Source organism: Leptobacterium meishanense (assembly GCF_037645805.1).
GTDB lineage: Bacteria > Bacteroidota > Bacteroidia > Flavobacteriales > Flavobacteriaceae > Leptobacterium_A > Leptobacterium_A meishanense.
This window is the reverse complement of sequence record NZ_JBBEXE010000002.1, coordinates 78,818-93,046: the sequence shown is the minus strand read 5'-3', so window position 1 is coordinate 93,046 and position 14,229 is coordinate 78,818. Positions and strand designations below refer to the sequence as shown.

Annotated in this window: 15 protein-coding genes; 5 read left to right on the top strand and 10 right to left on the bottom strand. The window is 35.1% G+C overall.

Annotation, left to right across the window (positions count from 1 at the left end; all coding sequences use genetic code 11):
• Positions 1–61: 61 nt before the first annotated feature.
• Genes WBG21_RS02455 through WBG21_RS02445 form a run of 3 tightly spaced genes read right to left on the bottom strand, consistent with a single transcriptional unit; the run spans position 62 to position 1,535 of the window.
• Entirely contained in the window at positions 62–598 is a 537-nt protein-coding gene (locus WBG21_RS02455; RefSeq protein ID WP_340074455.1) for a DUF4252 domain-containing protein, read from the bottom strand.
• Positions 599–613: 15 nt separating this feature from the next.
• Complete coding sequence (locus WBG21_RS02450) at positions 614–1,039, bottom strand: hypothetical protein (RefSeq protein WP_340074453.1); 426 nt, start codon at positions 1,037–1,039, stop codon at positions 614–616.
• Positions 1,026–1,535, bottom strand: coding sequence for an RNA polymerase sigma factor (locus WBG21_RS02445; RefSeq protein WP_340074451.1), 510 nt, complete (start codon positions 1,533–1,535; stop codon positions 1,026–1,028). The genes WBG21_RS02450 and WBG21_RS02445 overlap by 14 nt, the downstream gene beginning before the upstream one ends.
• Positions 1,536–1,680: 145 nt before the next feature.
• Here WBG21_RS02445 and WBG21_RS02440 point away from each other — a divergent pair, with 145 nt between their 5' ends.
• The 3 genes from WBG21_RS02440 (at position 1,681) to WBG21_RS02430 (ending at position 5,895) form a co-directional block, all read left to right on the top strand.
• Positions 1,681–3,153 carry a S41 family peptidase gene (locus tag WBG21_RS02440; protein WP_340074449.1) on the top strand — a complete coding sequence of 491 codons (1,473 nt, stop codon included), beginning with the start codon at positions 1,681–1,683 and terminating at the stop codon, positions 3,151–3,153.
• Between the two features lie 145 nt (positions 3,154–3,298).
• Positions 3,299–4,429 (top strand): vWA domain-containing protein, encoded by a 1,131-nt coding sequence (locus tag WBG21_RS02435; RefSeq protein WP_340074447.1) that lies wholly within the window; start codon positions 3,299–3,301, stop codon positions 4,427–4,429.
• 2 nt (positions 4,430–4,431) lie between these two features.
• Positions 4,432–5,895: a magnesium chelatase gene (locus WBG21_RS02430; RefSeq protein ID WP_340074445.1), complete on the top strand. Its 1,464-nt coding sequence runs from the start codon at positions 4,432–4,434 to the stop codon at positions 5,893–5,895.
• Here the strand turns inward: WBG21_RS02430 and ctlX are convergent, their stop codons facing one another.
• Positions 5,896–6,849: a citrulline utilization hydrolase CtlX gene (ctlX, locus tag WBG21_RS02425; RefSeq protein ID WP_340074443.1), complete on the bottom strand. Its 954-nt coding sequence runs from the start codon at positions 6,847–6,849 to the stop codon at positions 5,896–5,898.
• Positions 6,850–6,942: 93 nt separating this feature from the next.
• On the opposite strand from ctlX, the gene WBG21_RS02420 reads away from it, so the two are divergent.
• Together WBG21_RS02420 and WBG21_RS02415 are read left to right on the top strand one after the other, a co-directional pair.
• Positions 6,943–7,428: a DoxX family protein gene (locus WBG21_RS02420; protein WP_340074441.1), complete on the top strand. Its 486-nt coding sequence runs from the start codon at positions 6,943–6,945 to the stop codon at positions 7,426–7,428.
• A gap of 150 nt (positions 7,429–7,578) precedes the next feature.
• Entirely contained in the window at positions 7,579–7,920 is a 342-nt protein-coding gene (locus WBG21_RS02415; RefSeq protein WP_340074439.1) for a hypothetical protein, read from the top strand.
• 3 nt (positions 7,921–7,923) lie between these two features.
• Here the strand turns inward: WBG21_RS02415 and WBG21_RS02410 are convergent, their stop codons facing one another.
• From WBG21_RS02410 to rplQ, 6 genes are all read right to left on the bottom strand, one after another.
• Complete coding sequence (locus WBG21_RS02410) at positions 7,924–8,841, bottom strand: dimethylarginine dimethylaminohydrolase family protein (protein ID WP_340075101.1); 918 nt, start codon at positions 8,839–8,841, stop codon at positions 7,924–7,926.
• A 56-nt stretch (positions 8,842–8,897) separates the two neighbouring features.
• Entirely contained in the window at positions 8,898–10,181 is a 1,284-nt protein-coding gene (locus WBG21_RS02405) for a citrate synthase (protein WP_340074437.1), read from the bottom strand.
• Positions 10,182–10,346: 165 nt separating this feature from the next.
• Positions 10,347–11,636: a phosphopyruvate hydratase gene (eno, locus tag WBG21_RS02400; RefSeq protein ID WP_340074435.1), complete on the bottom strand. Its 1,290-nt coding sequence runs from the start codon at positions 11,634–11,636 to the stop codon at positions 10,347–10,349.
• A complete protein-coding gene (gene carA, locus WBG21_RS02395) occupies positions 11,633–12,760 on the bottom strand; it encodes a glutamine-hydrolyzing carbamoyl-phosphate synthase small subunit (RefSeq protein WP_340074433.1) in 1,128 nt (375 codons plus the stop codon). The genes eno and carA overlap by 4 nt, the downstream gene beginning before the upstream one ends.
• Before the next feature lie 100 nt (positions 12,761–12,860).
• Positions 12,861–13,577, bottom strand: coding sequence for a hypothetical protein (locus WBG21_RS02390; protein ID WP_340074431.1), 717 nt, complete (start codon positions 13,575–13,577; stop codon positions 12,861–12,863).
• A gap of 114 nt (positions 13,578–13,691) precedes the next feature.
• The gene (rplQ, locus tag WBG21_RS02385; protein ID WP_340074429.1) at positions 13,692–14,210 is read right to left on the bottom strand and encodes a 50S ribosomal protein L17; all 519 of its coding nucleotides are present in this window, start codon (positions 14,208–14,210) and stop codon (positions 13,692–13,694) included.
• Positions 14,211–14,229: the final 19 nt, after the last annotated feature.

Below are 14,229 nucleotides of genomic sequence, written 5' to 3'. Positions count from 1 at the left end.
ATACTTTTTAGGTTAGGAAAATGTTTGCCATGTACATGGCAAACATTTTTCATTTTAAGGTTTATTTATTGCTTTTATCAACCTTCTCAAGGTCAGAAGGTAGGTTCATTTTCTTCGTAAGGGTGCTTATTTTATTCAGGTCTATATCACCTGTAAGCGTAAGCAGCACTGTTTCTATTTTTCTGCCATTTGCTTCTACCTCTTTCATACCACTAACAAACATCAACAGTTCGCTTACATGGTCTTCATCTTTCCCCTCTTTGATATAGAACTTTACATTGGCCTCTTTGTCTTTCACCCTCATCAACTCTTGTAAAGAAGAGCCTTTCAAGTATTTATCTACTGTTTGTTGCATATCAGCTGCAACCGCTTTATTTTCTGTTATAAATACTTTAAGGTCTTTAAGGGATTTTACCATTTCCATGAATTCCTTTGCCTCAGGATCATCAGATTCTATTCTGGAAAACAATTTAAACATGTTCTGGTTTATCACCACGGTTGTTACATTGTCTGAGTCTTCAAATTTGTCAAAAATTGACTGGCTAAAAGACATAAGGGGTAAGACTACAGCTAATACTATTAAAACTATTTTTTTCATGATTTCTAAGATTTACTATTCGTTAATTAAGATTTTGTTTTTTGCATTTTCAAATTCACTTAAATAAGTTACTTTTTCAGCACCTCGGTTTAAGTTTTGGGCAATCAATTCAAAGGCTTTTTGAGTTTCCTCATAAGCATACATTGCCTGTTTTTGTTTTTGGTTTTCCGTACCAAAATAAACCCCAAGTGATAGAACGGCTACAGCTGCCACAGAAATCCACCGGTAATAAATGCTTCTTCGCGTAGTGTTTAATGGAACGTGTTTGGTATACTGTTCTTCCCTGGATATGGAAAAGTATTGGAACATTGGCTTGTACTCCTCCAAGTGAGGTGCTACCTCCTCTTGTGAAAAATAAGCCTCTAATTGCTGCTCTTCTGCTACAGTTGTTGTAGCTTCGAAATACTTCTCCAGTAATTTTTCTATTTTAACTAATTCCATAGTTGTGTTTTTTTATAAGTTCTTCTCTTACAGCTTTTCTGGCTCTTGACAAAGCTACTCTTATAGCCGTTGGGTTCATATCAAGCATATCGCTTATCTCTTCATACTCATACTGCTCTATATCTCTTAGTTGCAATACTAGTTTTTGTTGCTCAGGCAAAGATTTCATTATCTTGTTCATCCAACTAACACTGTCTTCTACCTCTAGTTGCCGTTGTAACGAAACATTACCATCTTCATAATTACTATGTACCAATTTTAAGTTTCCGGCCTGTTTAGACTTTAACCTATCTAAACAATAGTTCTTTGTCATGGTCATGGAAAATGCTTCTATATTTTTATAGCCTTCCATTTTATCTTTGTTTGCCCATAACTTTAAAAGAACTTCCTGTGTAGCATCCTCTGCTTCTTCACTAGACACTAACAACCTTTTAGCAAGACGGTACAACTTGTCTTTGAACGGCATTACAATATTTATAAAATCAACCTGTTGCATTTTCTGGTCGTTACTGTAACGTATTTATTTTTGTGTTACATAAGGAAGACGAAGCATCTCCAATTTTGTTACAAAAAATTTTAAATTAACAATAATCTCAGTAATTTAGTGTTTTTATTTTGCAATGATGATAAATATTCAAACCATGAAAAAACTGTTTTTTTTACTTTTTAGCTTCTTTCTTATAGTAAGCTGTAATGACAATGATGACAATGTATCAATAACCGACCCTAGAGGGGGTATCCCCGCTAACTTAGATGTTCAAGATTTTATATGGAAAGGATTGAATTTCTATTACTTCTGGCAGGGAGATGTCCCAAATTTGGCAGATGACCGTTTTGCTACAGAAGAAGAATATATTACTTATCTGAGTAACTTTTCAAATCCAGAATCTTTTTTTTCAGATGAACTATTATTTTCTGAAGACCGGTTTAGTTTCATTACTAGTGACTATAATGAACTACTTGATTCTCAACAGGGTGTTTTTAAATCCAATGGTGTAGAATTTGGCTTGGTTAAATTTTCAAACAGTGATGATGTTTTCGGATATGTCCGTTATATTGTCCCAGGTTCTGACGCTGCTACGAAAAATATTCAGAGGGGCGATATTTTTGTTGGTGTTGACGGACAAACATTAAACGTCAATAATTTCTCCGATTTATTGTTTGGGGAAAGTGATGTTTATACGCTAAATATGGCTGATATAGCAAACAATACTATTACTGCAAATAATCAAGAAGTTACTCTAACTAAAACAGAACTTACTGAAAACCCTGTTTTTATTAGTAAAACCATTGATATCAATGGAGCAAAAATTGGGTATCTTATGTACAATGGTTTTACCCGAACTTTTGATCAACAGTTAAATGATGCTTTTGGGCAATTTAAAGCTGATGGGATTACTGATCTGGTTTTAGATTTACGATATAACCCAGGCGGTTCAGTAAGTACTGCCATTGCTTTATCTAGTATGATTACTGGGCAGTTTAATGGAGATTTGTTCTCTAAAGAGCGCTGGAATTCGCGTTTACAAGCTATGCTAGGTGATCAAAACGTAAGTAATTTTTTTACAAATCAATTAGATGATGGCACCCCTATTAACAACCTTAACCTAAATAAAGTTTATGTTATCGCTTTAGGAAGTAGTGCTTCAGCGAGCGAATTAGTCATCAACGCATTAAATCCATACATTAATGTTATTCATATCGGAGAACGGACTCGTGGTAAAAATGAAGCATCTATTACATTGTTAGATGATTTTGGCAGGGGATCCCCTTTCCCGTATATTGACAGAACAATATCTAATCTAAATCCTAATCACACCTATGGCATGCAACCATTAGTATTACGCTCTGAAAATGCTGTTGGCTTCTTCGATTACACAGATGGACTTGTTCCGGATGTAGCGATCAGTGAAGATTTAGAAAACTTAGGTGTACTGGGAGAAACTAATGAACCCCTCCTATCAAGGGCTATTTTTGAAATAACAGGTGTTTTTGGAAAAACAGCACTAAGAGAACCCCTAATGCCAATAAAAGCTATGACAGACTCTAAAATGTTCTTGCCAACCAGAGACAATATGTATGTAGATTTAGAAAAGATGACTACACAAAATTAGCTTCTTGTAAAAATATTTTTCGCCCTCATTAATTAAGAAGCAACCCTAGACTGGGTTGCTTCTTACAGTTTTTATAAGAATTTTTGTGACTTTTTAACTTCTTACATTCAGAAAATATAGATATAAAATAGTAATTTTATAAGCTATGAGAGAGCATCTTCTAAAAAATGGTTTTCGATTTCAAAAGTATATTGCTCCTAAGCAAGACCCTTTCAACAAACTTTTTGACGTCTTTAAAGAGCTTATAACACACACATCAGGAGATGTAGAGGAAGCTATTAACTGGCTTAGAGAATTGGATGAGGAATATCAGCTCACTGATGAAAACTATACCATTGATGATTTTATTGAAGAACTCAAAAAAAGAGGATATTTGAAAGAAGAGCCAGATGAAGATGGTAATGGAACTGGAATAACTATTACTCCTAAAACAGAAAAAGCTATCCGGCAAATGGCTCTTGACCAGGTATTTGGAAAGTTAAAACGTAGCGGAGCAGGCAATCATATAACTAAATACACAGGACATAGTAATGAACAAACCGGAACTTTTCGCGAATATCAATATGGAGATAACCTACAGCAGATTTCAATAACTGAAAGCCTCAGAAATGCGCAAATCAATAATGGTATTGATGCTTTTGAATTGCACGAAAATGACCTTGTCGTAAATGAAACTACCTTCAATACGCAAATGAGCACAGTGCTTATGCTTGACATAAGCCATAGTATGATTTTGTACGGAGAAGACCGCATCACCCCTGCCAAAAAAGTAGCAATGGCATTGGCAGAACTCATTATAACCCGATATCCGAAAGATACCTTAGATATTTTAGTTTTCGGGGATGATGCCTGGCCCATTGCCATTGAAGACCTTCCTTATCTCAAAGTAGGGCCTTATCACACCAATACTGTAGCAGGGCTACAATTAGCCATGGATATGCTACGCAGAAAACGAAATACCAACAAACAAATTTTTATGATTACCGATGGTAAACCTAGTTGTATCCGTAAGAAAGATGGCTCTTACTACATGAATAGTGTTGGTCTAGATGATTATATTGTTGACAAATGTTATAATATGGCTCAACAAGCCCGAAAACTACACATTCCCATTACTACTTTTATGATTGCACAAGACCCTTATCTTAAGCGTTTTGTGGCAGAATTTACGAAGGCAAATCAAGGAAAAGCTTTTTATACCGGCATAAAAGGACTGGGTGAAATGATATTTGAAGATTATGAGCAAAACAGAAAAAAACACATACGAGGATATTAATTATGGACTATAAAAATATCACCACATTAGGCGCGTTAAAAGCATCCGGTTATAAAAGCTTAAAAATAAAAGATGAGCTCCGAAAAAATCTCCGTGAAAAACTCAAGAACAGAGAGCGTACGTTCGAGGGCATCTATGGTTATGAGCAAACAGTAATACCCGATTTGGAGCGTGCTATTCTTTCAGGCCATAACATCAATTTACTAGGACTAAGAGGGCAAGCAAAAACAAGACTTGCCCGATCGATGGTGAATTTATTAGATGAATGGATCCCGATAGTTGCTGAATCTGAGATTAATGACGATCCTTTTCTTCCCATTTCCCGACATGCAAAACAACTCATCAATGAAAAAGGAGACGAAACCCCTATTGAATGGTTACACCGAAAAGAACGGTTTGCTGAAAAGCTAGCGACCCCAGATGTAACGGTTGCTGACCTTATTGGAGATATAGACCCAATAAAAGCTGCTAATCTTAAATTGTCATATGCTGATGACAGGGTTATCCATTATGGAATGATCCCTAGGGCGAATAGGAGTATTTTTGTAATCAATGAGCTACCCGATTTACAAGCACGTATCCAGGTAGCTTTGTTTAATATTCTTCAGGAAGGTGATATACAAATAAGAAGCTTTAAACTACGAATGCCATTAGATATCCAATTTGTTTTCACTGCCAACCCAGAAGATTATACCAACAGAGGAAGTATTGTCACACCTCTCAAGGACCGCATTGGTTCGCAAATACTCACACATTATCCAGAAACAATTGAAATTGCTAAAAAAATTACTGAGCAGGAAGCCGCTATTGAAGAAAAGCAGAAAAAAGGTGTTTACATTCCTGAATTAGCAAAGGATTTATTGGAGCAAATTAGTTTTGAAGCACGAAAAAGTGACTATGTTGATCCTAAAAGTGGTGTGAGTGCACGAATGACAATTACTGCCCTGGAAAATTTAATCAGTGCCGCAGAACGACGGGCTTTAATAAATGGATCTGACACTACTTCCATCAGGTTTAGTGATTTTATGGGTATTATCCCTGCCATCACCGGTAAGGTAGAATTGGTTTATGAAGGTGAGCAGGAAGGAGCAGCTGCCATTGCAGAAATACTGATTGAAAATGCTGTAAAAACCCTTTTTTCAAATTATTTTCCAAGAATAGAAAAACTGGAAAAACAAAACGAAAAAGGGCCTTATCAAGATTTAATTGATTGGTTTTTTGAAGAAACAGGGTTTGAATTGTATGATGGCCTCTCTGAAAAAGAATATCAAAAGAAGTTAGACTCTATATCTCCTCTCAACCAGCTTATTGACAAATACCAACCCGATATATCTAAAAATGATTCTTTTTTTATGAAAGAATTCCTTCTTTGGGGATTAGTAGTGCATAAAAAGCTAAGTAAACACCGCATTGGAGAAGGATATCAGCTTAAAGATATATATGGCAGCTATATTCGAGGACTATAATTATCCCTCTAAGAACGCTCCTTTAACCTCTGGTAAAAATACCTCTGCCATCATACACCGGGCACTTCCCCCTCCACAGGTTTCTATCGTATCTAATGGACTATAAATCAACTCACCATGTTTTTTTAGCCTATTGAGCTGCTTAGTTGTTAAGCTTTCATATGCTGCAGTGCTCATCACAATATATTTTTCCCCCTGAATATTTACAACTTGAAGCATATTACCTGCAAAATGATGCATCTGCAATTCGGTAATAGAAATGACCTCTTTTTTGTCTTCTTTAAGATGTGCTATTACATTTTTCTGCTCTTTCTTATCATCTATACTATCAAGACAAATTATAGAAAAAGTTTCTCCTAGACACATCATCACATTCGTATGGTAAATAGGCTTACGTTCATTTTCTACGGTCTGGTATGCGGTAAAGACAACCGGAGTATATTCAAAGTCTTCACAAAATTCAATAAAAAGCGCTTCGTCTGCACGCTCAGAAAGCGCACAATAGGCCTTTCTGTTTATCCTGTCTAAAATAATACTGCCCGTGCCCTCCAGGAATATATTCTCCTCTTCAGCAGTAGTATAATCAACGATATGTTCTATATGAAACCCTCTTTTTTCTACTGCCTTTAAAATTGCCTCGCTTCGTTCTAACCTCCGGTTTTCTGCAAACATTGGATAAAGGACGGCTGTGCCATCTTCATGGAAAGAAATCCAGTTATTGGGAAAAATGGAATCGGGCGTATCAGGCTCTTTAGTGTCTTGTACAACAATGACATTGATCCCTGCTTTTTTAAGCTTTTCCACAAAAGCATCAAATTCTTCCTGCGCCCGAAAATTGATTTCTTGGTTTTTTATGGTTAAGTCCTCTTGAAAATAATTATTAACAGCCGTTTGTTCGTTCATCCTGAAGGCAACAGGACGGATCATTAGAATAGTATTAGTTATCTGATTCATTGTTTTAAAATCTCAATACAATTAATGTATAAAATTAGTAAATTTAAATCCGGTAAATTTTATGTTTTTTTGTAAAAACATTGGTTTTGATATATGAAACAAAAGACACTAATCATAGTAAAAAAGTTCTTGAAACTAGCTAAGGGTTACTTGAGTTCCCTAAAACATATTATCAAAAAAGACAAGGACACAACCATTACAAATGTTTTATCTATTATAGCTGCGATTATTTTATTACAAACATTGTATTTTAAGTTCACTGCACACCCGGATAGTGTGTATGTTTTCACCCTTTTGGGGCTTGAACCATATGGCCGTGTAGGATTAGGGATTATTGAACTTATTACAGCTGGAATGCTCATATATCCAAAAACTACTACCTATGGTAGTATTATAGGGGTTGTGATATTATCCGGGGCTATAGCATCACACTTAACAGTTCTGGGCATTGTTGTTAGAGATGACCATGGCATACTATTTGTTTTAGCTTTGATTGCTTTTATATGCTGTGTAGCTATTTTATGGATAAAAAGACAAGAAGTATTAAATATAATTGCTATCCTACTAAACAAAAAATAATTATTCATTATGAAAACACCCATATTTATCAGACTTAACATGTGGCAAAAAATATTGTTGGTTATTTTTACTTGCTTCCTTATTTCAACTTCAAGCAATGCACAAAAGTCAAAATATATGCCTGAAATTGTAAAAAATTTATATTTAGGCATGTCGAAAGATAGAGCCTTAAAAAAGCGGCCAAATGCTAAGATTTCCAATAAAGAATCTTTCAGGGAAGTCTATTTGGAAAACATCAATGATGAAGAAATCGAATACATTGTATATTACTTTGATGATAAGGCTCCAAATGTGCTTTATGAAGTTATTATCAATTACACATCTCCTAAGTACCGCAATACTGAAGCAGCAAAATATTTAGGCCCTGTTAATTATAAAGAGAAAGAATGGCTTTTTCACAGCGATGATGGTTTTAAAATTAACTGTTGGACTTATAAAAACAAGCTGATTATAGCCGGAATGATAAAGGGTACTGAATGGGAGGAAGAGTAAGGTTTAACCTTCCCTGATCAATGGCATGGTAGAGCAACGAAGCAACCCCCCTTGCTTGGATATTTCGGAATAAGGGACTTTCTCTACTGTAAATCCATTATTCCTTAGCCAATTATTTAAGCGTGTAAACTTTTGTTCTGAAATAACAACGTTTGGGGTTATGGAAAACACATTACAAAACATACGTGCCATCTCATCTGCTGTAATCTCAAACATATTTTCTTTTCCAAAATAATTATATAGCCATTCATAGTCTTCCTCAAGCAGAAAGCCAGCTTTACATATAATCGCTTTATCTTTTCCTATCGGCTGAAAGCAACAATCCAGATGCAATGCATTCTCCTTGGGGTTTGTATTTGATTTTCTGAGTTCAAATGATTTTACTTTTTTTTCAGGGAAAAGCTCTTGCAAAAAATGGACTGCGGCTTTGTTTGTCCGGGCTGTTATATAACTAGGGTAATCAACTCCGGTATAAGTCCCCACAAAAATATAATTGTTCCAAGGCATTACATCCCCTCCTTCTACATGTACATTTTTAGGAGGTTTTATTACTTTATCAGGGCTTATTTCATCAATGATATATTGAATAGCTTTAAGTTCCTGATCCCTGTCAGGTAGTATGTTGGATTTTATAAAAAAATCATCAATTACAAATGCAATGTCCCTTGCAAATATCTGATTACAGTCTTTTATTATTTCAGGCCGAAATACCTTGATGTTATATTTTTTAAAAACATTCTCTAATACTGCCATCTCCTTTACCATATCTTTTTCAACAGGGTATGTTCCTGCCATGATATGCTCAAGCGATGTCGGGTCATAAGCATCTTCAGCTTTTGGCGTCGGGCCATTGCTTATAGCTGTGCCTAAAACTACTGCTTTAAGAGGCGCTATTTCATTTTTTACATTAAGCTGTAACATCATTAAATATTAAAAAGCAACCTGAAGGTTGCTTTTTAAGAATCAAATTAATTTTATTATCTATTTTTTAAGGCTTTAAAAGGTCTTAAATTTGCACCGATATATACTTGCCTTGGTCGACCGATAGGCTCATTTCGCAATCGCATTTCACGCCATTGTGCAATCCATCCGGGCAATCTCCCTAAAGCAAACATTACCGTGAACATTTCTGTTGGTATTCCCAGTGCGCGGTATATGATCCCTGAGTAAAAATCAACATTCGGATATAACTTTCTGTCCACGAAATACGGATCTTCTAATGCCTCTTTCTCTAATCCTTTAGCAATATCCAATACAGGATCATCTATTCCTAAATCTCCTAATACTTCGTCTGCGGATTTTTTAATAATCCTGGCACGAGGGTCAAAATTTTTATACACCCGATGTCCAAACCCCATCAAACGGAATGGATCATTTTTATCTTTGGCTTTGGCCATGTATTTTTTGGTATCCCCTCCATCTTCTTTAATAGCTTCCAACATTTCTATTACTGCTTGATTGGCACCACCATGTAATGGCCCCCATAATGCTGAAATCCCGGCAGAAAGTGAGGTAAAAAGCCCTGCATGCGATGAACCCACAATGCGAACCGTTGATGTGGAGCAGTTTTGCTCATGATCAGCATGAAGAATGAGCAGCTTATCCAATGCATCAACCATAATAGGATTCTTTTTGTAATCTCTATTAGGCTTTTTGAACATCATTTTTACAATGTTCTCCACATATCCTAGAGAATCATCACCATAATCAAGGGGCAAACCTTCTCTTTTACGTAAAGTCCATGCTACCAATACAGGGAATTTACCTAGTATCCTTACAATCGACTTATACATGGCTTCCTCTGAGCTCACATTAACTGAAGAAGGGTTAAATGCAATTAATGCACTGGTTAACGATGATAGTACACCCATTGGATGTGCTGCTTTTGGAAATCCATCCAATATTTTTTTAACGTCTTCATCTACATGGGATTCTGCTTTAATATCTGTGTCAAATTTTTCTAACTGTTCTTTCGTAGGTAATTCTCCAAATATCAATAAATAAGCTACTTCTAGAAAGTCTGCTTTTTCAGCCAATTCTTCTATAGAATATCCTCGATATCTCAAGATACCTTTCTCTCCATCTAAAAAAGTAATAGCACTTTCGCAAGATCCGGTATTTTTATAACCTGGGTCTAGCGTTATCATTCCTGTAGTTGAACGAAGTGTTTTTATATCAATTGCTAATTCTTTTTCTGTTCCTTCTATAACAGGAAAATCAAATTTTCTCCCTTTGTATTCTAACGTAGCTTTATCTGACATTTTTTGTATCGTGATTTTTGTTTTAGAACTTATCTTTAAAGTGTTGCGAATTTACAAAATAAACTGTTAAAATTGGGTTAAGGTTTGTAGGTTTTGAAACATTGTAATACAAAAAAGCAGTACTTTTTTATAAAATACTGCTTATAAAAAAACATTGTTTTTAAATTACTTTACTTTGAAGGCTTTTTCCTGTGGATAGTATGCTACGCTTCCTAATTCCTCTTCAATTCGAAGTAACTGATTGTATTTTGCCATACGGTCAGAGCGTGAAGCTGATCCTGTTTTTATTTGGCCTGTATTGAGTGCCACAGCTAAATCTGCAATAGTATTATCCTCTGTTTCTCCGGAACGGTGTGACATAACAGACGTATAACCTGCGTTATGTGCCATATTTACAGCGGCTATCGTTTCAGTAAGCGTCCCTATTTGATTTACTTTAATCAAGATAGAGTTTGCTATATTGTTCTCTATCCCTTTAGAAAGCCGTTCTACATTGGTCACAAAAAGATCGTCTCCTACTAGTTGGACTTTATCACCAACCTTTTCTGTTAAGTATTTCCACCCTTCCCAATCATTTTCGTCCATTCCATCTTCAATAGAAATAATAGGGTATTTTGAGGTAAGCTCTGCCAAGTATAATGCCTGCTCTTCTGATGTCCTTACTGCTCCTTTATCACCTTCAAACTTTGTATAGTCATACTTTCCATCAATATAAAACTCTGCAGAAGCACAATCCAAAGCAATCATTACTTCATCACCGGGTTTATATCCTGTTTTTTCAATTGATTTTATAATTGTATCCAATGCATCTTCTGTACCTTCCAACGTTGGGGCAAACCCTCCTTCATCTCCCACTGCCGTACTTAACCCCCTATCATGCAATACTTTTTTAAGATTATGGAAAATCTCTGTTCCCATTTGCATGGCATGTGTAAAATTTTTGGCTTTAACAGGCATAATCATAAATTCCTGAAAGGCAATGGGTGCATCTGAATGCGAACCACCATTGATAATGTTCATCATGGGCACCGGTAATGTATTGGCACTTACGCCCCCTACATATCGATATAATGGCATCCCTAACTCGTTTGCTGCAGCTTTGGCAACTGCAAGGGAAGCACCTAAAATGGCATTTGCCCCTAGTTTTGATTTATTGGGTGTACCGTCTAATTGTATCATGGTTTGGTCAATCAGGTTTTGTTCAAAAACTGACATCCCTATAATTTCTCCTGCAATAGCACTATTCACATTGTCAACTGCTCTTAATACTGCTTTCCCCATATATGCACCTCCCCCGTCTCTAAGCTCTACGGCTTCGTGTTCTCCTGTGGAAGCTCCTGAAGGAACTGCTGCACGGCCTAAAATACCATTTTCGGTTACTACATCCACTTCTACGGTAGGGTTTCCTCTTGAGTCTAAAATTTGTCTTGCATGTATATTAATGATAATACTCATACTGTTTCTAATTTATATTTTTTAATATTTTCTATAAATTGATCAAATAAATATGAAGCATCATGAGGGCCTGGACTAGCTTCGGGATGGTATTGAACAGAAAAGCAGTTTTTGTGCTTCATTCGTATTCCTGCTACAGTACCATCGTTCAAGTGGACATGTGTTATCTCAACATCGGGATGTACTTCTGTTTCTTCCTTACTAATAGCAAAGCCATGGTTTTGTGAGGTGATTTCCCCTTTTCCTGTTAACAAGTTTTTCACTGGATGGTTAATTCCTCTATGCCCATTGTGCATTTTGTACGTGGCAATTCCATTTGCTATCGCTATAACTTGATGTCCAAGGCATATTCCAAATAAAGGAAGGTCTTTGGAGATAATTTCTTTTGCTAACTGTTGTGCTTCTTTTAAAGGCTGAGGATCTCCAGGTCCATTAGATATAAAGAATCCATCTGGGTTCCAAGCGCTCATCTCTTCAAACGTAGTGTTGTATGGGAATACCTTTATATATGTATCTCGGTTTGCCAGGTTCCGAAGTATGTTTTCTTTTATACCTAAATCTAATGCTGCTATTTTATATTTCGCATTATCATTTCCATAATGATAAGGCTCTTTTGTTGATACTTTAGAAGCTAGCTCAAGCCCGTTCATGCTAGGAACTTCAGCTAACTTTTCCTTTAATTCATCAATCCTACCAATCTCTGTAGAAATAACTGCATTCATTGCTCCATGATCTCTTATATAACTGACCAATGCACGAGTGTCTACATCAGAAATTGCAAAAAGATCATTTTTTTTAAGAAAGTTTTCCAAGGAATCATCTGCTGCTACTCTTGAATAATTATAGCTAAAGTTTTTACAGATCAATCCGGCTATTTTAATGGAACTTGATTCTACTTCTTCATTATTCACCCCATAATTTCCAATATGTGCATTAGTAGTTACCATGAGTTGGCCATAATAAGACGGGTCTGTGAAAATCTCCTGATATCCTGTCATCCCTGTATTAAAACAGACTTCTCCATAAACACTTGTCATATTATCAGGATTTCCTACCGCTTTTCCATAAAAGATGGTGCCATCGGCTAAGAGTATCAATGCTTTTTTTCGTGTGTAGTATTTCATTGATGGTTTTGCTTAAAGGTTTGACAAAAATAACAATAAAAAAAGGATAAACGTTTAGTATATCCTTTTATAACTTTTTAATACTATATAATATAGAAACTCATAATGAATCATAATACTCGAGTATTCTAATGATATCTTTTTCTTTTTTATAAGACAGGTTATTACTTTTTACATATTTATTTATTAATTCTATTTTATTTCCTAAAAATTTATTAATAGTTTTCTCTTTTAATATTATTTCTTTTACTTGATCAACTTTTTGAATATAATAATCATAATATAAATAATATTTATCAGGATCTACAATACCATTTAAAGGATTCATTTTCCCTTTCACAAGCCTAACATTATGCTTTTTTAGTAATGACAATTTATTTCCTTTATAAACAATTTCATAATACCCTTCTAAATTATTAACACTTTTATCATATTTCTTATATAAAACATCATTCACATCTACATAATCTATATAATTAGGTGCTATAACAAAAACCGAGTCCTTTGCAACTTTAATTTCAAAACGATCATTCTTAACATTATAATTTATTCCTAATATTTTATATTTTTTCCCTGTCTTGGAATATAATTCTGCATCCTCCCACTTAGAAAATAAATACACATCTCCTTCTGTAACACGCTTAGGTTCTTTATATGATACTGAAGATAGATTCAAATTACCTGCATCTGTATCAATTCCTCCATCAAAATATAAGGTAACGTTTTGTTTTCCCATATCTGAAGAATTATTAACTTGAGCACTTATTTGATATAAAAGAGAAAACGCTATTGGTATATAAACAATTATTTTTTTCATACAATATACTCTTTTAGTAAATATATCAATTAATTATATATTTCATTATGTTTATAATAAAAAAAGGATGATCATATGATCATCCTTTCACATATATTAATTTCCTGCTTATTACTACTTCGCTTCTTTTGAAGGCTCTTTCTCCTCAACTTCAGGTGTTTCTCCTTCCGAGGCAGCTACTTCTTTTACCTTTTCTGCTGTTGATTCTTTCTTCACCTTTCCTCCTCTTCTGGTCGACTTCTTTTTAGCGACTTTCTTAGCAGGGGTATAAGTGTCGTTATAGTCTACTAATTCTATCATGGCCATGTCAGCATTGTCTCCAAGACGATTCCCTAGCTTTATGATTCTGGTGTACCCTCCGGGACGATCTCCTACCTTTGCAGCTACATTTCTAAAAAGTTCTGTGACAGCTTCTTTGTTTCTTAAATATCTAAAAACAATTCTTCGATTGTGCGTTGTATCATTTTTAGATTTAGTCACTAAAGGTTCCACATATTGCTTTAATGCCTTTGCTTTAGCAACTGTTGTGTTAATACGCTTATGTTCAATTAAGGAAGAAGCCATATTTGCCAACATCGCTTTTCTATGTGCTGATTTTCTTCCTAAGTGATTAAATTTTTTCCCGTGTCTCATCGTTTCAAATATTGCTTCT

Coding starts and splice junctions, on each gene's coding strand:
- WBG21_RS02455 (WP_340074455.1), bottom strand. CDS start 598: ATGAAAAAAATAGTTTTAATAGTATTAGCTGTAGTCTTACCCCTTATG.
- WBG21_RS02450 (WP_340074453.1), bottom strand. CDS start 1,039: ATGGAATTAGTTAAAATAGAAAAATTACTGGAGAAGTATTTCGAAGCT.
- WBG21_RS02445 (WP_340074451.1), bottom strand. CDS start 1,535: ATGCAACAGGTTGATTTTATAAATATTGTAATGCCGTTCAAAGACAAG.
- WBG21_RS02440 (WP_340074449.1), top strand. CDS start 1,681: ATGAAAAAACTGTTTTTTTTACTTTTTAGCTTCTTTCTTATAGTAAGC.
- WBG21_RS02435 (WP_340074447.1), top strand. CDS start 3,299: ATGAGAGAGCATCTTCTAAAAAATGGTTTTCGATTTCAAAAGTATATT.
- WBG21_RS02430 (WP_340074445.1), top strand. CDS start 4,432: ATGGACTATAAAAATATCACCACATTAGGCGCGTTAAAAGCATCCGGT.
- ctlX (WP_340074443.1), bottom strand. CDS start 6,849: ATGAATCAGATAACTAATACTATTCTAATGATCCGTCCTGTTGCCTTC.
- WBG21_RS02420 (WP_340074441.1), top strand. CDS start 6,943: ATGAAACAAAAGACACTAATCATAGTAAAAAAGTTCTTGAAACTAGCT.
- WBG21_RS02415 (WP_340074439.1), top strand. CDS start 7,579: ATGTCGAAAGATAGAGCCTTAAAAAAGCGGCCAAATGCTAAGATTTCC.
- WBG21_RS02410 (WP_340075101.1), bottom strand. CDS start 8,841: ATGTTACAGCTTAATGTAAAAAATGAAATAGCGCCTCTTAAAGCAGTA.
- WBG21_RS02405 (WP_340074437.1), bottom strand. CDS start 10,181: ATGTCAGATAAAGCTACGTTAGAATACAAAGGGAGAAAATTTGATTTT.
- eno (WP_340074435.1), bottom strand. CDS start 11,636: ATGAGTATTATCATTAATATACATGCAAGACAAATTTTAGACTCAAGA.
- carA (WP_340074433.1), bottom strand. CDS start 12,760: ATGAAATACTACACACGAAAAAAAGCATTGATACTCTTAGCCGATGGC.
- WBG21_RS02390 (WP_340074431.1), bottom strand. CDS start 13,577: ATGAAAAAAATAATTGTTTATATACCAATAGCGTTTTCTCTTTTATAT.
- rplQ (WP_340074429.1), bottom strand. CDS start 14,210: ATGAGACACGGGAAAAAATTTAATCACTTAGGAAGAAAATCAGCACAT.